At 39.3% G+C, this 19,574-nt stretch carries 17 protein-coding genes; 9 read left to right on the top strand and 8 right to left on the bottom strand.

From position 1 onward, the window contains the following. Window positions 1-10 precede the first annotated feature (10 nt). On the bottom strand, window positions 11-1,114 hold the full coding sequence (locus H6G79_RS01570; RefSeq protein ID WP_190588083.1) for a DNA polymerase beta superfamily protein: 1,104 nt from the start codon (window positions 1,112-1,114) through the stop codon (window positions 11-13). Window positions 1,115-1,293: 179 nt separating this feature from the next. Between H6G79_RS01570 and H6G79_RS01565 the strand changes: the two genes are divergently transcribed. The 3 genes from H6G79_RS01565 to H6G79_RS01555 all read left to right on the top strand — a co-directional run bounded on the left by H6G79_RS01565 (window position 1,294) and on the right by H6G79_RS01555 (window position 3,914). After that, on the top strand, window positions 1,294-2,730 hold the full coding sequence (locus H6G79_RS01565) for a phosphoglucomutase/phosphomannomutase family protein (RefSeq protein WP_190588082.1): 1,437 nt from the start codon (window positions 1,294-1,296) through the stop codon (window positions 2,728-2,730). Between the two features lie 76 nt (window positions 2,731-2,806). Then, a complete protein-coding gene (rdgB, locus tag H6G79_RS01560) occupies window positions 2,807-3,391 on the top strand; it encodes an RdgB/HAM1 family non-canonical purine NTP pyrophosphatase (protein WP_190588081.1) in 585 nt (194 codons plus the stop codon). A 52-nt stretch (window positions 3,392-3,443) separates the two neighbouring features. Beyond that, window positions 3,444-3,914 carry a CRR6 family NdhI maturation factor gene (locus H6G79_RS01555; RefSeq protein ID WP_190588080.1) on the top strand — a complete coding sequence of 157 codons (471 nt, stop codon included), beginning with the start codon at window positions 3,444-3,446 and terminating at the stop codon, window positions 3,912-3,914. 104 nt (window positions 3,915-4,018) lie between these two features. Here H6G79_RS01555 and H6G79_RS01550 read toward each other — a convergent pair whose 3' ends face one another. The 4 genes from H6G79_RS01550 to H6G79_RS01535 form a co-directional block, all read right to left on the bottom strand. Continuing rightward, the gene (locus H6G79_RS01550) at window positions 4,019-5,557 is read right to left on the bottom strand and encodes a hypothetical protein (protein WP_190588079.1); all 1,539 of its coding nucleotides are present in this window, start codon (window positions 5,555-5,557) and stop codon (window positions 4,019-4,021) included. A gap of 138 nt (window positions 5,558-5,695) precedes the next feature. Beyond that, the gene (locus tag H6G79_RS01545; RefSeq protein WP_190588078.1) at window positions 5,696-7,408 is read right to left on the bottom strand and encodes a bifunctional diguanylate cyclase/phosphodiesterase; all 1,713 of its coding nucleotides are present in this window, start codon (window positions 7,406-7,408) and stop codon (window positions 5,696-5,698) included. Between the two features lie 857 nt (window positions 7,409-8,265). Beyond that, on the bottom strand, window positions 8,266-8,832 hold the full coding sequence (locus tag H6G79_RS01540) for a 3'-5' exonuclease (RefSeq protein WP_190588077.1): 567 nt from the start codon (window positions 8,830-8,832) through the stop codon (window positions 8,266-8,268). Window positions 8,833-9,063: 231 nt separating this feature from the next. Then, entirely contained in the window at window positions 9,064-9,351 is a 288-nt protein-coding gene (locus H6G79_RS01535; RefSeq protein WP_190588076.1) for a Mo-dependent nitrogenase C-terminal domain-containing protein, read from the bottom strand. Between the two features lie 329 nt (window positions 9,352-9,680). Here H6G79_RS01535 and H6G79_RS01530 point away from each other — a divergent pair, with 329 nt between their 5' ends. Beyond that, window positions 9,681-10,565, top strand: coding sequence for a pirin family protein (locus tag H6G79_RS01530; protein ID WP_190588075.1), 885 nt, complete (start codon window positions 9,681-9,683; stop codon window positions 10,563-10,565). Between the two features lie 209 nt (window positions 10,566-10,774). Here the strand turns inward: H6G79_RS01530 and H6G79_RS01525 are convergent, their stop codons facing one another. Next, window positions 10,775-12,643 (bottom strand): iron uptake porin, encoded by a 1,869-nt coding sequence (locus H6G79_RS01525; RefSeq protein ID WP_190588074.1) that lies wholly within the window; start codon window positions 12,641-12,643, stop codon window positions 10,775-10,777. A gap of 408 nt (window positions 12,644-13,051) precedes the next feature. Between H6G79_RS01525 and H6G79_RS01520 the strand changes: the two genes are divergently transcribed. Continuing rightward, entirely contained in the window at window positions 13,052-13,906 is an 855-nt protein-coding gene (locus H6G79_RS01520) for an alpha/beta hydrolase (protein WP_190588073.1), read from the top strand. A gap of 272 nt (window positions 13,907-14,178) precedes the next feature. On the opposite strand, the gene H6G79_RS01515 is transcribed toward H6G79_RS01520, so the two are convergent. Then, the gene (locus H6G79_RS01515; RefSeq protein ID WP_190588072.1) at window positions 14,179-15,651 is read right to left on the bottom strand and encodes a hypothetical protein; all 1,473 of its coding nucleotides are present in this window, start codon (window positions 15,649-15,651) and stop codon (window positions 14,179-14,181) included. Between the two features lie 46 nt (window positions 15,652-15,697). On the opposite strand from H6G79_RS01515, the gene H6G79_RS36510 reads away from it, so the two are divergent. Both H6G79_RS36510 and H6G79_RS01510 read left to right on the top strand, forming a co-directional pair. Further along, window positions 15,698-15,838: a hypothetical protein gene (locus H6G79_RS36510; RefSeq protein ID WP_190588071.1), complete on the top strand. Its 141-nt coding sequence runs from the start codon at window positions 15,698-15,700 to the stop codon at window positions 15,836-15,838. 154 nt (window positions 15,839-15,992) lie between these two features. Continuing rightward, window positions 15,993-17,384 (top strand): amidase, encoded by a 1,392-nt coding sequence (locus H6G79_RS01510; RefSeq protein WP_190588070.1) that lies wholly within the window; start codon window positions 15,993-15,995, stop codon window positions 17,382-17,384. A 20-nt stretch (window positions 17,385-17,404) separates the two neighbouring features. Here H6G79_RS01510 and H6G79_RS01505 read toward each other — a convergent pair whose 3' ends face one another. Next, on the bottom strand, window positions 17,405-17,635 hold the full coding sequence (locus H6G79_RS01505) for a hypothetical protein (protein ID WP_190588069.1): 231 nt from the start codon (window positions 17,633-17,635) through the stop codon (window positions 17,405-17,407). Window positions 17,636-17,930: 295 nt separating this feature from the next. Here H6G79_RS01505 and H6G79_RS01500 point away from each other — a divergent pair, with 295 nt between their 5' ends. Together H6G79_RS01500 and cobD are read left to right on the top strand one after the other, a co-directional pair. Next, on the top strand, window positions 17,931-18,215 hold the full coding sequence (locus H6G79_RS01500; protein ID WP_015111786.1) for an HU family DNA-binding protein: 285 nt from the start codon (window positions 17,931-17,933) through the stop codon (window positions 18,213-18,215). Between the two features lie 26 nt (window positions 18,216-18,241). Next, window positions 18,242-19,348, top strand: a complete 1,107-nt coding sequence (gene cobD / locus H6G79_RS01495) for a threonine-phosphate decarboxylase CobD (RefSeq protein WP_190588068.1) — start codon at window positions 18,242-18,244, stop codon at window positions 19,346-19,348. Window positions 19,349-19,574: the final 226 nt, after the last annotated feature.

The raw sequence follows: 19,574 nt of genomic DNA, 5'->3' as shown, positions 1-19,574 counted from the left end.
TCATTATGAATTAAGAATTGGTATGATTCCATCCTTGCATTTCCACCAATTCTATACATAGTTCATTAATTTGTTCCAAATCAGGTTTCGCAGGTAAAGTTGATTTTTCATACACATCTTCCATTTGTGCTACTAAATCTTCTGCCATTTGCATCACCTGTTCATAACTATATTGACCTTTGAGAATAGCTTTTAAATCATCAACATCTCCAGCCATTCTTCTATCAACAATTACTTCTCCTCGCTGCAATATTTCTAAGCCACTGCGAAGTAATCTAATGCAGTGCATTCCATGTTTCAAGTCAAATCCAGACTGTCTTTCCATTTCGGCTCTCGCTGGATTGCGATTTTTTTGCCAAGATAAATATGCTTTCCATTCTCGCACAGCAATTTGATAGCTTTGGCTTTTTTGCAGCAGTCTAATAAAGTCTTTCCGACCATAAGTTAAATGTTCGGTATATTCTAAAGCTTCATTAGGTAAAGCATATTGTTTGAGTACACCTTTAAAATCAATATCTGCTGTTAATAATTTATATAATTGCTCGGCTTCTTCTAAAAATTCAATTCGCCCTCTAATTAATAAGTAAAGATACTCCAAAAAAGCGTTTAGCTCATCTTTACTGAGTGGCTCTTCATTTTCTATCCCATAATCAGCAGGTAACGGTTGCTTTTGTGGTGGATTTAATAACCATTTGCGATGGGTTTGCATCTTTTTGATTTGAGCAAAAGCATAACCTGTATAAGTATGCCTAACTTTCTTCGTTAAAAATAAATTTCTATGTTTAATTAAATATTGACCAACTTCAGTTAACACCGGATATTTATGTAACCACAGCAATTCCAAAACATTGGGATTTGCCCCTGCTAATAATTGCAGGATTTTTCTTAATTCATAAATAACTGTATCTTTATTGCCATCAATAAACGGAAATATCCCTGGTTCATCCCAACCAGTATCTTTTTGTTCGATACTGTCAAATCCCAAATAATATCTTTTAGGCGCAATAAACACGCCCCGAAAATCCAAATCTGAGTCAGGACGATTTAACCCATAACCGTGACTACCAGCTAAACCAATCAAAATGGTTCTTTGTTCGACTTCTATTCTTTTCATACCAGATGATTAAAATAGCGATCGTAACTCATCTAGTAGGCGACAGGTTACAGCGTTAATTGTTATTTGCTTTAAGAACCGAAACCCCAAATTACCTACACAGCTTTAGAAAGCTACTTTTTTTACCCGATTTACTGAACAAGTGCTAAAATCCTCAGATGGACAGTTAGGATATCCCAATGCCAGTTGTAGCTAACGCAATCAAATTTGGTACAGATGGCTGGCGGGGTGTGATTGGTGAAGAGTTCACCTTTGAACGCCTTGCCTTGGTAGCGCCAGTAGCCGCGAAAGTCTTATATGATACTTATTACTCGACAGTCGGTAGCCGAACTATTATCGTCGGTTACGATCGCCGTTTTATGGCGGAAGACTTCGCCCGTGCTGTTGCTGATGCTGTTACCGCCGTCGGATTTGATGTTTTGCTGAGTGAATCATTTGCCCCAACACCGGCTTTTAGCTGGGCTGCTAAAGAACTCAATGCTTTGGGAGCGTTAGTGATTACAGCTAGTCATAATCCTGGTGCATATTTAGGGTTAAAAGTCAAAGGATATTTTGGTGGTTCGGTCTCACCAGAAGTTACAAAAGATATAGAAGCATTGTTAACTCAGGGAGTCCCCAAGGCGACTACTCCGGGAAAATTAGGGAAGTTTGACCCCTGGCCTAGTTACACCACAGGGCTAGAAGGTAAAGTTGAGATTGCCAAAATTCGAGAAGCGATCGCCTCTGGTAAACTGACGGTGTTTGCAGATGTGATGCACGGTGCAGCTGCTGGCGGACTGGCAAGATTATTGGGTGATCAGGTCAAAGAACTCAATAGCAACCGCGACCCGTTATTTGGTGGTGGTGCGCCGGAACCATTACCGAAATATCTTTCTCAGTTATTTGAAGTCATCAAAACTCACCACGAAACAAATCAATCTGGTTTAACAGTTGGTTTAGTATTTGATGGAGATTGCGATCGCATTGCGGCGGTAGACCAAGAAGCTAATTTCTTAAGTTCGCAAATTTTAATCCCGATATTAATTGACCACTTAACGCGGCGACGTGGTTTCACCGGGGAAATTATCAAAACTGTCAGTGGTTCTGACTTGATTCCCCGTGTCGCAGCACTGCACAATCTGTCATTGTTTGAAACACCAGTCGGTTACAAATACATCGCCGACAGAATGTTAGTTTCACAAGTACTCTTAGGTGGGGAAGAATCTGGTGGGATTGGTTATGGTAGCCACATTCCCGAACGAGACGCGCTACTTTCAGCATTGTATGTCCTAGAAGCAATTGTCGAATCTGGGCGCGATTTGAGTGAATATTATTCTGACTTGCAACAACAAACAGGGTTTAATTCGGCTTACGATCGCATCGATTTACCCTTAGCTAGTATGGAAGTGCGATCGCGTCTTTTGCAACAACTCCAAACCCAACCCTTAACAGAAATTGCTGGAAAAGCAGTCATTGATTGTCAAACAATCGACGGTTACAAATTTCGCCTCGCTGACCACAGTTGGTTAATGATTCGCTTTAGCGGAACTGAACCAGTTTTGCGCCTCTACTGCGAAGCCTCAACCATCGAGGAAGTACATAAAACCCTTGATTGGGCGAGACAGTGGGCAGAATAATATCAGTGAACAGTTATCAGTTGTCAGTTATCACGTTTAATTGTTAACTGTTAACTGTTAACTGTTCGCTGAAAATATGACCAAATTACTCGTAGTTGCTACAAGCAATCCAGGTAAGTTAAAGGAAATGCAAGCTTACCTGATAGATTCTGGTTGGGAATTAACGCTGAAGCCAGAAGAATTAGAAGTTGAAGAAACAGGTGATACATTTGCGGCTAACGCTTGTTTAAAAGCCTCCGAAGTTGCCAAAGCTACAGGACAATGGGCGATCGCTGATGATTCTGGTTTGCAGGTAGATGCTTTGAATGGTATACCGGGAGTATATTCGGCGCGTTATGGCAAAACCGACGCAGAGAGAATTTCGCGGTTATTAACAGAATTAGGTGATGAAAGTAACAGACAAGCACAATTTGTCTGTGTAGTAGCGATCGCCCGTCCAGATGGTGAGATAGCTGTACAATGCGAAGGTATTTGTCGTGGTGAAATACTTCATGCACCCCGTGGGGAGGGTGGTTTTGGCTATGATCCTGTATTTTATGTTCCCGAAAAACAGTTAACCTTTGCCCAAATGTCACCAGAGGAGAAAAAATCAGTTAGTCATCGTGGTCAAGCGTTTGCGGTGTTAATCCCACAACTGAGTACAATACTGAGTGCTGAGTAAAGTTTCGACTTTCTATTTTTATCGACTTAGCAATTACCATTTACAAATTACTATGGCTATAGCGATCGCACTCCATACAGACTCAATTAATACCTTAGATTTATCCCCCGCTTTAACGGTAATTGAACCACTGCTGCAAGAGGGAATTGCTGCTTATGAACAGCAATTAAGCTTTAACATCGACTACCCTCTAGATCCCGGCGACCCCCGCGAACTTTCCGAGGTTCCAGAGTTACGCCTGTGGTTTATTCGTTTAGATGCAAAATATCCTTGGATACCTTTTTTATTAGATTGGAAATCAGGAGAATTAGCTCGTTATGCAGCTATGCTTGTACCACATCAATTCAGTAATAAAGAAGGCATTCAATATAATCCTGAAGCATTAGAAATATTTTTAATGCACAAAATCTTTGTTTTAAATGACTGGTTAAAACAACAAGCAATTCCCAGTTCATCCCGGCTAAAATCGATGGCGCAAATGCTGGGTTATGAATTAGATGACGGATTTTTTGAGATGTTTTAAATCATAGTTTACAGGCGAAATTTGATGTTCGCTTGTAAACATTACAATTCAATTTACGAGCATTGAGCGGAGTCGAAATGCGTCTTCTAAATAATTGTGTCTACCTACTTATCTACCCGATAAAGATAAAATCGTTCACTATCTATCCAAGCTCTTTTAAAACTCTTGATAGTAACAATATTTAAATCATCTTGATTGATATTAAGTTCTTTATTTAAAATCAATAAAATTCTGCTCTCAACGGCTTGACTCTGAAATAAAGCATGAATTTGTCTCAATATCTCCGGCTGGTCAACATCTTGACGACCTTGTTTAAATAAAGTGAAACTTCCCATCATTTGCCGTTCAGGATAGTATAATTTCCTATTTAGATAACCTGATAATCCAGCCATATTTGCATCTCGACTGGCTACAATAAATTCATCATTTAACTGATTTTGTTGGATGTAATGGGCAGTTTCTCTGCTGGCAGAAAATGGGATAACTAAGTCTCTAGCAAAGCCGTAAACACCTCCAAATAATTGAGCAGACAGAATTAATGTAAAAACAATGTAATGCCATTTTTGCGCTAAATTAAATAATCTTGGTGTTGGAGACAATTTATTTTCCAACACCAGAGAATTTTGAAAATAACTCTCTAGCCATAAGGCTGCGATAAAAACTAAATAAAAATGTCCAAAGTGACGATGATGTCCGGCAAAGCGTAAATAAGTAAATGCCATTAGGATAAAGTTACCTACTGCATACATAAACAGCACAACTGGTTTTTTAGAAAATTTTATTAAATATAAAGTGAATATCAAAATACTGATAAAAGCACAGATACTTAAATCTAGCAATCTTTTTTTGGGGATAATTAACAAATAACTAGCCAACAATCTGTTGATACTCTTTAACAAATTGAATATATCTAAATGTGTTGACCATCCGTTGTTTAATCCGCCATGTAAATAACTATTGGCAGGTGGAGTAATAATATAAACTGATAATATTAAAGAAAATATAACTATTAAAAAACTTAAAATCAAATCATATTTTTTACTGGTTTCAAAATATTTTCTCCTCTGCTCACTATCAAAACAAAATTCAAATAGCAGTGTTAATGATAAAGCCAATGAAACGAGTAATCCATAAGCACTACTATTTGCTAATAAGCCTATTAAACTAGATAAATACAAATAAGTTTTTTTTCGAGATGGAAAGACAGCACAAAAAGCAAAAATAAATAGGAGACTAAAAGCATAGTTACGGGAAATTAGAAAATATTCATAAAAAGGAAAATAACCAAAAATAAATAGTAATTTATGTTTATTTTTAAAGGGACTATATAAGTAAAATATAAGAACCGCAGTAATTGTAATAGATAAGTGAAATAATTGCATAATTAAGGGATTGTCGGCAATTCTTCTCAAAAATGCTAGAGAAAAATACCACAAGACTGGATGCCCTTCATATTTAATATTGGCAATTAAATCTGTGAAAGATTCACTATCTCTCACAATCAACCAAGGGTTGAGTTCATCACGCCACATTGCATGATTGAGAATACCTATAAGACCCAGTATTGAAAAAATAACTACGCTCAACCAAGGATAGAGAGAAAATAGAGTTGAAATCCGATTAATGGCTGTTTTAGCTAACATTGCTTGGAAATTATTTTTTCAATTTATGTAGATGGTTATACAGGTTCTATAAGACACTGCACTCTATAAATATTGTAGAGACGTTGTATACAACGTCTCTACAATAACTGGCTACTATTACAATACTACTTATGAGTTTTATGCAGCTATTTCTTCTAGCGGGTGTAAATTTTGCTGAAACAGTTGAGTAATTTTCTCAGCAGGTGCAGGGATACCAAAGTAATATCCTTGACCTTCTTGACAGCCACATTTTTGTAAATACTCTAGCTGTTCTTGGGTTTCTACTCCTTCTGCGGTGATGTTTAACTGGAGACTTTTGGCTAAGGCAATAATGGCATCGGTGATAGCTGCACTCTCCGGGTTAGATATGACATCTTGTACAAAGGAACGATCAATTTTGATCATATTTACAGGGAAACGGTTCAAGTAGTTTAAAGAAGAATAACCAGTACCGAAGTCATCTAAGGCTAACCATACGCCCAGTTCTCGTAATTGTTTGAGGGTTTTTACAGAACGTTGAATGTCACCCATTAAAGAGCTTTCGGTGACTTCTAATTCTAAGTAGGATGGTGGTAACTCTGTTTCTTGCAGGATTTGTTTGACAACCTCTACTAAGTTTGGTTCTTCAAACTGTCTGGCTGAAAGGTTGACTGACATCCGAATAGGTTCCATTCCAGCTAATTGCCAAGCCCGATTTTGAGCGCAGGCGGTACGTAATACCCATTCTCCAATTGAGATAATTAAACCGTTGTTTTCGGCAATGGGGATAAATTTGGCGGGAGAAATCAAACCATGTATGGGATGTTGCCAACGTACAAGTGCTTCTAGTGCGGTTACTTGTCTAGTATGTAAATCAATTAGGGGTTGATAGTAAACTACCATTTCTCTACGTTCTAATGCTCCCCGTAATTCATTTTCTAGCGTTAATCGCTCTTGCAACTGAGCGTTAATTTCTGGGGAATAGAAGCGATATTGACTGCGCCCTTGCTGTTTTGCTTGGTAAAGGGCGATGTGAGCCTGTTGTAATAATTGATCTACAGAATTACGATCGCCTACACTATTGATTGTGATGCCAACGCTGGCGGTAATGTGAATTTGCTGCCCTTCGATTAAGAAAGGTTTGGAGACTGTATTTAAAAGTAACTGCGAGAGTTTAATGACATTCTCAAAGGAGAGTATATCAGTGTGGGCGATCGCAAATTCATCTTGGCTCAAATGGGATAGGATATCTGTTTGACTTATACAATTAGTTAAACGTTGGGCAACTGCTCTTAACAGCAAGTTAGATTTTTCATGCTCCAATCCGTAACTCATACCTGCGAAATCGTCAATACCCAGCACCAGCAATGCTGCAAGCTGCTGCTGATTGTGCGATTGTGATATGTTCTGATACAGGCGATCGCAGAATAAATCCCGATTGGGTAATCCAGTTAAATTATCATAATTAGTAATTTGATGAATTAACTCATCTAACTTGTGCAGAGTTTGGGTAGTATCTGCCATTAATGTACCTGCCTCATCTACATATTCTGTAGGCAGTTCCGGTAATTTTTTAGTATGAAAATAATCTTGTAGTGCCGCCGAAGTTAAAATAACTGGAGCCAGAAGATATCGAAGTGCATATAGTGTTGCGGCTGTACCTGCAAGTGTAGAGAATAAAGCAATTAACAATACTTTTACTGCTATCTCCCAAGAATAGGAGTTAGATGTCACAAACCAGAATAGTAAAGTCAGCAATGGTACATGAGTCCCTAAAAAAGCTACCAGCATAATTTTTGCTGTATAGCTATTTTTTACCCAGCGAAATTTAGCTAGAGATGAGTATAGGTAAAGTTGGTGATTCAGTTTCATAGATGCTATTTGAGGGTAGATAGTTGGCAAATTAATTACTAAGTTTTTCTGGCAGAAAAATTGTAGGGATTTATTACCTTAATTTCCAGAAAAATGCAGTGATTCAAATTCATCTATTCAGTTTATAAAATGCTCTCTATAGTTTTTGTAAAGGTAAATCCATAACCTATTTCCGTACTAAAAAATGATTAGTACAATTACTGTTTAATATATAAACACTTGATGAATTTTTAGGATTGAGTTAATTGAGTGGTATGGAAGTAATATTTTAGATATTTAACCTAATCTTCATATATTAGCCAGAGCATTTAATGTGATTCTGAAATGATGCCTATAAACCTCTAAAATCAAGGATTATTACCAACTATAAAAATATGACAACCAAATTTTATCTAATGGTTGATGAATGAAAATCACAAATTATATTTAATAGATATATGAGGCTAGTGATAAATGCAATGAATCTTATTTGAGAAAAGTGTATTGATTTACAGAACAAAATAATTTAAGAAAAGTTTAAATCCAACGGTCTAATTCTATGCTTTGATTGGCAATTAACGTCGTTATTATACTAGACCACCTAAGTATTAAGTGAATGAGCGCAAATAAAAAATGCTTTTTTCTTAACCAAATCATTAACTATCAATTTTGCAGTCATCCGAATGGTGAATAAAACATATTTACTTAAAACTTCAGCAAAAAAAATCAAAAAACAGCCTGTAACCTAGATACACAAGCTGTTTTTAATCACTGTTTAGTTTTGATTGAATTAGACATTCTAGGAAATTTTAAAAAGCATCTATCTGAAGATAGTTTTTGTGGATAATCAGATATGCTAAAAACAACGAGCTAACTGACTACAAGTTTTGTCGATTCAAAATCCAAGGTAAGAGTTTAGCAATATTTTTTGCATCATCAATACCACGATGATGAGTTCCTTGTAATTCTATATTGACGAGTTGCAATGCTTCTGCCATACCGTATCGCTTGGATAAGCCTTGGCTGTCACTAAACTGTTGTTTGAGATTGACGTGAGGATAAGCAATCGGAAAAGGAAGATTGTGAAACTTGCTATCTTGTTTAAACTGGTTGCGATCGTAATCTCCCCAAGAACCAAACACAGCATTGGGGTAATTAGATAACCATTTTTTCAGTATAGCGATCGCTTCGGGATATTCTGGCGCTTGTTCAACCTGTGTCTGAGTAATCGATGTTAATGATTTACAAAATTCAGTCAGTTTGGGATAACGCACTGGCTTGATAAAAGTTTGAAACTCATCGATAACTTTTAAAGTCTGCGCCTCAACCATCACGGCTCCAATTTCGATGATTTCCATCTCATGCCGTTTTATAGTTCCTTGATCACAACAAGTTGCTTCTAAATCAAGTACTAATAAGTAATCATACTGATTCAAGTTCATCATCACACCGCAAACTTTGAAATAATATAGCAATCGTAAATGATTTGCAAATATCTCTGCCTTGAAAGTGCTGAGTGCTGAGTGCTGAGTAACAATGCTAGTCCCACTTTCATACTTGGCGATGAAGCTTGTTTCATCGGGACTCCTTGTCTACCTTGTCTCCCTTGTCTCTTCTGTTCCCATATCAAATAGGAATGCTATATTTTTTCAGATCAATTTGGTATTACTACATATCTAACAGTATTTGGTCACATCTTCACCACATTCATCTGCCAGATACATCAAACACTTGAAACGCAGACTAACTACTTGTTCATAAAACGGATTTAACTTGCACAAAGGTGGAATGTGAAACAGTTTCCGCCCTAAAACTGATACAGTTCTTTCAAAGGGACAATGAGCAGGAATAAGTTTACACAAAATTCTAGCAAGTTGATCATTACGGATTTCTAAAACATCAAGCTGATGACGTAGCTGGGTTAAGAAGTTGCTCTTCTGTTGAAATTGATTGGATAAACCCATAGCGGAAATTTCCTTTAGTCCATTGTCACCCCTCTAAAGTTACAACGATATTTTGAGAAGAACATAGTATAACTACTAGATTATTTTGTGGATTTATAAAATTTGACTATTAATCTCGTAAAATTGCTGAGGAGGTAATCAAGGAAGTGAGTTAAAGCGCAAAACCGTGGGAAATAGCAGTCAGTATATATACATATATACAATAAAAATCCTAAATTATTGATTAGCATCTCTCCCTTGTCTTCCTTGTCTCCCTTATCTCCCTCATCTCTGATGTTCACATATCAAATATAATAATTTCAGCATTTACCAATTACCCCCCATTACAAATGGCAATACTTCAAATAATTGAACCAGAAGTGAAAGATTTGGGTGGGTTTATTGCCCGCCGTAGTTTGCCATATCCTCAGCGTCAAATGGTCGGGCCGTTTATTTTTTTTGATCATCTTGGCCCCTCTGTTTTGCCAGCTAACAAAGGTATTGATGTCCGTCCACATCCTCATATTAATTTAGCAACGCTGACTTACTTATTTGATGGTGCAATTATGCACCGTGATAGTTTAGGTGTGGTGCAAGAAATTCAACCGGGTGCAGTTAACTGGATGACGGCGGGAAAGGGAATTGTGCATTCAGAGCGATCGCCTGACTTTGACCGCTTCAATGAAGTTACAATTCATGGTATTCAAACTTGGATTGCTTTACCTGTTGAGTACGAAGAAATTGACCCTTGGTTTGTTCACTATAAGGCTGAAACTCTCCCTAGTTGGTCAGAAAATGGCGCTGTTATCAAACTAATTGCGGGAGAAGCTTCTGGTTATACCTCACCTGTAAAGGTGTTTTCTCCTATCCTTTATTTAGACGTGGTACTTTCTGCCAATGCTAACTTTACTGTCCCGGCTGGTTATTCTGAAAGAGCAGTATACAGCGTTACTGAAGGGTTGAGTATTAATAATGAACCGCTAGAACCATATCGCCTCGCTATTCTAGAGCCAGATCATGAAGTCAAAGTTTCTGCTAATACTGCGGCTCGATGTATTGTGATTGGTGGTGAGCCGTTGGGTCAACGTTACAAATGGTGGAATTTTGTTTCTAGCCGACCAGAACGAATAGAACAAGCAAAAGCCGATTGGCGCGACAACCGTTTTGCCAGTGTGCCGAATGAAACAGAGTTTATTCCCCTACCAGAAGTGGTGACAGAGGCTAATCCTTTGTAGTCTTCTAAGAAAAACAGTAGGTGTAAAAGTATTATCCTTTGCTCCCCAAATCCCCGACTCTCTTTGGCAAGGGTGCAGGGGTATAGGGGAGCCACTGGCATGAGCGGGTTTCCCGACTTGAGCCAAATGGCGTGTGTATGTATCTAAAACCCTTACACCACACACCCTTACACCCAATCTTCACAGACAATCTTGGTGCGTAAGTCCTGCTAAAAAGTAAATGTACTCCGCAAAACACCGACAGTAGTAGTTTCATTTCTGCTGTCACCTTCAGGGTTAAACAACACAAAAGCACCAGGAGTAATGCTGATATTATCTGTCAGCTTAAAGCGATAATACGCCTCTAAATGATAAGGAGTAGCACGATTTACCCCATCTGGAGCCAGTTGTGCCGAACCACTAGCATCCGAACGAAACAACGGTTGTCCAAAAATAATCCCTGCATTATTCCCTGATTTAAATAAATCATTAAAGTGCAGCCCTACCATCCAGCTAGTAAATGTAGTGGAAGCATTAACAGCACCACCAGAAGAAGCATCCACAAACATCGCAGCACCATAACCAGACAAAGCTACCTTCGGCGAAAAGCGCCAAGTTAACGTACCACCAACGGAATTAAGTGTGACAGGTGTCCCTAACTCAACACCAGCTAACGCGCCAATATCATCACGAACTAATCCTGTACCTAAGATGTTAATTTCGTGATAACTGTGGGCATAGTTTAAACCTACATCTATCGAATTAGTAGGTTTAAAAGTTAATTGAGTGCTGATTACATTACTACCACCAAACACACCCGCACCCAAAGGCGTGTTAGAAACCCCAGGAACAATATCACCTGCTTCCTGCGGTATGTTAGCGTTAACACTACCATACAAAGCTCTGAAATCTAACTGGGGAGAAATACTAAAAATAAATCCCGCCGCCGATGCTAAACCAGTTCCCGAAGTCCCACCAGAAACTCGCGCCACAGGATTTAAACCTGCAAACCGCGAAATCGACTCATTTCCTTCACCATAAAAAGGTGTAATAGCAGGAAAAGCGTCTGTTGCTTCCGCCGCAGTTCCCGCAAACAACGTTAACTTATCCGCGACTGGAAAAACATACAGTAATTTATATAGTTGTACGCTGTTCGCTGACTGTGGCGATAAAGTTTTCACATCAAAACCAGGAAAAAGCGGTTCAAAACTTGTCCTCGCACTACTAGAAACCAATAAATCAGAAGCTAACCCTAAACTATTTTGTAAGCTTCCACTTCCATCTACACCACCCAAAAAGTTGTAAGCTTGCAAACCTGTGATTAATAAATCTTTCCCAGTAAAACTAGTGCTGAGATTTAACCGAACTCTGTTCACCAAAATAATATTAGGATCACCCTGATTAGGTGCGCCACCTGTAGCACCAATCCCGGCAATAATTACCTCGCCATTGAGTTTAGTAGTAGTAGAAAATTGATTGGCTTCTAGTTCGGCGGTGCGTCCTTCTAGTGCATCCACTCGTCCCCGGAGAGTTGCGAGTTCTGCTGCAAAATCTTCTTGTAATTTTTGTAAGGTTGCTAAATCTTCTTTTTTAACTAAATCAGAAGTGGCTGTGGCGATGAGTTCGTTAACTCGTTCTAAACAAGCATTTAAGCCTGCTGCAAACTCATAACGAGTCATAGCACGATTGCCACGATAACTACCATTGGGATAACCAGCAATACAACCATAGCGTTCCACCAAAGATTGTAAGGCTTGAAAAGCCCAATCAGTTGGTTGCACATCAGACAATTGTGATACAGATGTTACTTGAGGGTTATCGTTATTGTCTGATGTCTGCAACTCATGAGACGCTGAGGAATCTTGTATTTCTGCCTCACTTTTGATAGCCGGTGCTTGTGGTTGGCTACCATCGGCAAGAATCAACTTAGTTTCAGTAGCAGCAACTTGGCTGTTGATAATTGCTGATTTTTGCGGAACATTTACCAATGAATTATTATCTATTGGTACGGAGTTAGCTAGGGCTTGTATGGGTAACAATCCATTAATTAAACATAAAAAACTAGCTCCACTAGCAGAAGCTAGGAGATACTTAGCCATGACCACTCCTCACAGATATAGAATATTAAAAAAATTTATCTACGATATTTGACAGTTATGAAGTATTGCCAAATGGAATATCCTAAACCATCTTGCTTCTCATCAGTAATTACCGTAGATCATAAAATCTAGTAAATACTATTTAGATAAAAAAATCTCATTAATCGTGATTTATAATTTTAATTCTTTTGATAAACTTATTTTAATCATTTGAAAAAATCTATAGTAATCATAGATAATCCTAAGCAGCAGAAATCCTCAATTTCTTAAATAAGTCGGGGATATGAATTTAGCAAAATTTAGAAATAAAAAAATATTTAACTTTGTAATTCTTAGATATTTTAATTATTGGTAAAAAACGAAAAAATTCCCTTATAAAGGGTAGATATAAACTGCAAAATTAACTTTATGATTGACCACAACGAAAGTACATTTCGGGGTATTGGGGAAATAGACCTTTATTACCAAAGCTGGCAACCAACAGGTAATGTCAAAGCTGTATTAGTGATTGTGCATGGTTTGGGCGGTCATAGTAGCAAATACAATAACATAGTTCAGCATTTTATCCCTAAACAATATGCTGTTTATAGCTTTGATTTGCGTGGTCATGGACGTTCTCCAGGGCAAAGAGGATATATTAATGCTTGGGCAGAATTCCGCGAAGATTTGCGAATTTTTTTAGAATTAATTCAAGCTCAACAACCAAAATTACCAATTTTTCTGTTAGGTCATAGTTTAGGTTCAATAGTTGTTTTAGATTATGTTTTGCGTTATCCCCAAGCTGCGGCTGTCCTGAAAGGTGTGATTCTTCTTGCACCAAGTTTAGGAAAAGTTGGTGTGTCACAGATTAAGCTATTACTAGGACAATTGCTATCACGAATATGGCCAAGGTTTACTTTAAATACTGGTCTTGATTTATCTGCTGGTGCAAGAGATGAGAAGGTTTTAGCTATCTATGCTCAAGATACTTTACGACACACTTTAGGAACGGCTCGTTTAGCAACAGAATTTTTGAATACTGTTAATTGGATTAATAACCATACTAATGAATGGCAATTACCATTATTAATTCTCCACGGTGGCGCAGACAGAATCACATTACCAGAAGGCAGTCAGATTTTTTATGAGCAACTAACTGCTTGTCAAGATAAGACAAGAATTATCTATCCAGAGGCTTATCATGAACTACAAGATGACCTCAATTATCAAGAAGTTTTAGCTGATTTAGAAAGTTGGTTAGCAGGACATTTGTTATCTAATTGAGAATATGGTTTAAAAGGGACACAAGGGAGATAGCCAGTAGTGGCGTGGCAAGCCTTAAATGTTGCATTAAAAAATAGATTTTATCTGTGTTCATCAGCGTTTATCTGCGTTTTTATCCAAATCTAATGCACTACTTTAGCCTTGCCACGCCAGTAGGGTGTGTTAGGCGTAAGCCGTAACGCACCGAAAGCTTTGAGAGATGCGTTACTCTGTCGCTAACACATCCTACATTTATACGTATTTTTAAAAGTCCAAGATGATTCCTATATTATTTAGATATTTTTACTAATTTCTCGGTAATTGGCTTGATAATTTACTAGTGTTTCTTTCGCTTGTTGCGACACAAATGTATTTGCAGGAATTGTTTTTAAAATTTTAATCGCCTGTTGCCATTTAGATTTTGCTTGTCGGCGGACTGAGCGAGAACGAGGTGAGCTTTGGATCAAAAAGTTGGCTTCTATGGCTAATTTATGGGCTGTTGCTAAATTATTGAGAGCTTGTTTCTCTACAATTACTTTTTGACTGATTGCTTGGTGATTTAAGCGATAAAGAACTAATTTATCTTTCGCTTTAATAAAAACTGATGTTTTTTTCGGTATATTTTCTAGTAATTTGATTGCTTCTTGCCATTTCGATTCAGCTTGTTGCCAAACTACTAAAGGATGGGGTGGCGATTGTACTAAACCAGAGGCTTCTAAACCCAAATTTTGGGCGGATTTTAAATTAGCGATCGCAGTTTCTTCTTGATTAAATTTAGAGCGGAGTTGTTGGAGTTTGGGTAGTTCTGCTTTAATTATCCACCCCCCAAAACCTAAAGCTAATAAACTCACCACAAATATTCCGCCATAATGCGTTAGGTGTTGCTGTTTAAACTTTTTTGGCGGGTTAAACTCAAATAATTTCCATTGTTCAGTTTTGGGTTTAGGTATTTTTTTTTCTGATTTCACTCTCAAAGTACTAATCTGCAAAATTAAAGCATCGATTTTACTTTGATAAAATTCACAATCATTGATAATATCTGTTAATTCTTGTAATCTACCATCACCAGATATAATTAATTCTTGATCATCATCTAACCACTCTAGAGCAAAGCCAGATTTCCCACAAAAGGCGGAGACTCCCAATAAAATACTCAATAAGTTATGACTCTGCTTAATATTGTCAAAAATAAATTCTAATCTTTCCTTAATTTTAAAAGCATCTTCTTGAGCTTGAATAATCTGATGAATTTGCTGTTGTAAGATTTTTGGCTTATTCAAATCGAGTTGGATTTTTAAAACTTCTTCGACAGCTTGAAATGTGGCAGGAATACTGTCATGACTAGCATCAAGGTTGAGTTGTTGGACTAATTTGATATCACTTAGAATATCAGCCGCGATCGCTTGAATTAAATCACCCCAATCAACCCAAACTTCGATTTTAGACTGAATTTGCTTGAGGGAAATATCTACTGGTAATTGTCCAAATTTGGCTGTCAGCAAACCAGGATAGTCATATTTATAAATGTAGACTGTGTAATCTTCATCTATAACTGGCTTTGGTGCTACATCTAAATAAGCGCCTGTCGTTATCGGTGTTTTCTCTAACTGGCTAGACTTGATTTTCTCTTGAATATTGCGGAGTTGCTCTTGACCATGATTAATCATGACAATTTGTTGCATGATGTCATGAGCATGTCCAATATTGAGCCTCAGACCATGAACAATTTTTGGTAATTCATTTACCAGCGTTTCTAAATCAGCCATAAATATCCCTTGGGGATTTGCCGAAAGTTGATGTGAAACAATTAAAATGACTATGCAGCAAGGTGGTAGCTTGAAAACAAGCTTCGTCTTAGTTGGTGGTAGATTCAGCGTCCTGATAGATAGCAAATCTGAGGCGCTATTGATTCATACTTCCCGAAACTACTGCGAAAGTAACAAACTCAATTGAAAAATTTTCGATAAATGCACATTTTTTAAATAAAGTCAATCAATTTTAGATTTGAGATTGACTACGCCACACCTCTCAAGTCACCAGATTTGCCCATAAAGCTTTTCCGCTAGGGGACTGCAAAATTTAAAATCTCAAGTTCGGAGGGTGAAAAATGAATGAAACTGATTTAGCGTTTACTCCGGCTGTGGAGTTGGCGCGATTAATCCGCCATCGGGAGGTGTCGCCACTGGAGTTGGTGGAAATATATTTACAAAGAATTGAGCGGTTGAATCCCCAATTGGGAAGTTATTTTACGGTGACGGCAGAACTCGCGATCGCTGATGCCCAAGCAAAAACCGAAATGCTGGCCACAGCCGCCGAACTGCCGCCTTTTTTTGGTGTGCCAATTTCAATTAAAGACCTCAACACCGTGGCTGGTGTGCCTTGTACCTACGGCAATCCGGCGTTATTAAACAATATTCCTAATTATGATGATGGGGTGGTAACGCGGATTAAACAGGCAGGTTTTATTATTCTTGGTAAAACTGCCACCTCCGAAATCGGTTCCTTTCCTTACACCGAACCCACAAGTTTTCCCCCGTCTAGAAATCCTTGGAATTTAGAATATACTTCCGGCGGTTCTAGTGGTGGTGCCGCCGCCGCCGTCGCCGCCGGATTATGTGCGATCGCGCAAGGTTCTGATGGTGGTGGTTCCATTCGTGGCCCGGCGGCTTGTTGTGGTTTGGTGGGGATTAAACCATCACGGGGTAGAGTCACCAAAGCCCCTGTCGGCGATCGCTTGGGGGGAATTGCTGTCAACGGCCCCATCGCCCGGACTGTGGCTGATGCAGCCGCGATGTTAGATGCTATTTCTGGTTACTTCACTGGTGATCCTTACTGGCTACCTGATCCTGAACCTTCTTTTCTGGCTGCTACCCAGTCCAAAGTTTCGGGCTTACGCATTGCTTTTTCCACGCAAATCCTGCCTTTGGGAACGGCTGACGCAAACTGTCAGCAAGGTGTATTGCAAACAGTCCAGTTATTAGAACAATTGGGTAATACTGTGACCGAAAGCTGTCCAGATTTTAGCGGCTTAGTCGAACCATTCCAAATTGTTTGGCAAGCGGGAGTTGCCGCATCGGGACTACCTGTGGAGGCTTTGCAGCCTGTGAATCGTTGGTTATTGGCGCGTACTGGTTCTGTGGCTGAATATCTCCGGGCTTTATCCCAATTGCAAATCGTCTCCCGGCAAATTGTGGCATTTTTTGAGAATTTTGATGTGTTGGTGTTGCCAGTGTATTTACATTCACCCATGCGCGTCGGGGAATGGGCGGCGTTGAGTCCCGAAGAGACATTTCAGAATATTATGCGCTGGGTTGCCCCTTGTCCCCCTGCCAACGCCACTGGACAACCTGCGATCGCCTTACCTGTGGGTTTTGATAGTCATGGTCTACCTATCAGTGTGCAACTGGTGGGTAAACCTGCGGCGGAAGCAACTTTAATTAGTCTCGCCGCCCAAATTGAAGCCGCAAAACCTTGGATTCAGCATCGTCCAGCCTTGTAAAACGTTAAGTTATTTTACAATTACACGGCACGGAGTCTTAAAATCACTGTCCAAGGGCGTAAATAACTGATGCCAAAGCTAAAAATTGGCTGATTGCGAATGGGCGGAATCGTCTGAATGTGCTGAATCCAGAGAAATGAAGCGCGATCGCTACTAGGGAAATCATACCTGGGAAAATTGGCGAAATCAGGCAGCAAAGAAACATCAACAGGGGTTTTTCTCTCGCCCAATAATTTAATTGTTGCGCTCACAACAGGGGTTTTTACTAAGTATTTATTCCTACTTTCAGGGTGGTTTTGAGTGCAACACACCCCCAAAAAACCCAAAAAATCCTGAAATCCATATAAATTAACGGTTTCATATATCCACTTCTGGCTACTACACCTTAGAATGATTCATTGAAAAGTCGAGCAGAAGGGATGTGTAGCGATTTTGAGTAAAAGTACTCCCGAAACACGACTTTTGTAGTTCCGCAAACAGAGGTTTCAGTAAAGATGCTACACAGTACATCTAAAAGAAATCTCAACTAAACCTGAAGGAGTTTATATGAACAAAGGCGAATTGGTTGATGCAGTCGCAGAAAAAGCCAGCGTTACCAAAAAACAAGCAGATGCAGTTTTGACTGCTGCTTTAGAAACCATTATTGAAGCGGTTTCTTCTGGTGATAAGGTGACACTGGTAGGTTTTGGTTCCTTTGAATCACGGGAACGTAAAGCCCGTGAAGGTCGTAACCCCAAAACAAACGAAAAAATGGAAATTCCGGCAACTAAAGTGCCTGCTTTCTCTGCTGGTAAACTCTTTAGAGAAAGAGTTGCACCCCCAAAATCTTAGGTTTAGTTTGGGGAATTTTGATTTTGATGCAGCAACCAGCACACGGGGGAAATTTAGCCTGGGCAGCAGCACTGGCTGGCTGTCCCCGTGATGCTATTCTTGATTTTTCTGCGAGCATCAGTCCATTAGGGCCACCGGATAGTGCGATCGCTGCGATTCAATCTCAAATTGGTAGTCTGAGGCACTATCCCGAACCAGAATATAGTGAACTGAGACTTGCTCTCAGTCACTTCCATCAATTACCGCCAGAGTGGATTTTGCCGGGTAACGGTTCCGCCGAATTATTAACTTTGGTAGGTAGAGAATTAGCAGAACTATCTGCAACAATCTTGTTGACTCCAGCCTTTGGTGATTACTACCGCACCTTGACGGCTTACAACGCTAAAGTTCTGGAGTTCCCGATCAATTTGGGACAGGGAGACAAGGAGACAAGGAGACAAAATGAAGTTTTTCTTCCCCACACCCCTCAACCCCTGCCCCCTCGCTCACTCACCAAACAACATGGGTTATTGTTAAACAATCCCCACAACCCCACAGGCAAAATGTTTTCGCGGCAGGAGATTTTACCACTGTTAGAAGAGTTTGCCTTAGTGGTAGTGGATGAAGCGTTTATGGATTTTGTGCCACCAGAAACAGAACAAAGCCTGATTTCCGTGGTGCAGGAACATAAGAATTTAGTCGTGTTGCGATCGCTAACCAAATTTTACAGTCTGCCGGGGCTAAGACTGGGATATGCGATCGCCCACCCGGATCGTTTGTCACGGTGGCAGACGTGGCGCGATCCCTGGCCTGTCAACAATCTCGCTGCGGCCGCCGCCATTGCTGTCATCAGCGACCAAAATTTTCAACAGCAAACTTGGCAATGGCTACCACCTACCCGAAACCAACTGTTTCAAGGTTTAGCCGCCATCCAAGGACTACAACCTCACACCAGTGCTGCCAACTTTTTACTAGTGACATCACAAACATCGAGTTTGCAGTTACAGCAACAATTACTCCAACATCATCAGATTTTAATTCGAGATTGCCTGAGTTTTAAAGAATTAGGCGATCGCTTCTTCCGTGTCGCTGTGCGTTCTGTGTCCGATAACCAACGTTTATTAACAGCCCTGCAAGCATTACTGAACAATTAGTAGGTAACGCCGTGTGCAACTTTCTTTCAAACCTAACCCCCAACCCCTTCCCTACAAGGGAAGGGGAGCAAGATTCAAAGCCTCTCTCCGCTTCGGGGAGAGGTTTGGAGAGGGGTTTCAAGAATAAGTCGCACATCGCTTTAAGTAATTCGTCACCTAACAATTGTAGAGACGAAATGATTAGCGTCTCTACAATTAACTAATGACAAATGACAAATGACCATTG

This window comes from Anabaena sp. FACHB-83, assembly GCF_014697485.1.
In the GTDB taxonomy this organism is placed as follows: domain Bacteria; phylum Cyanobacteriota; class Cyanobacteriia; order Cyanobacteriales; family Nostocaceae; genus Nostoc_B.
The sequence above is the reverse complement of the archived record's forward strand: the minus strand, read 5'-3'. Positions and strand labels throughout refer to the sequence as shown.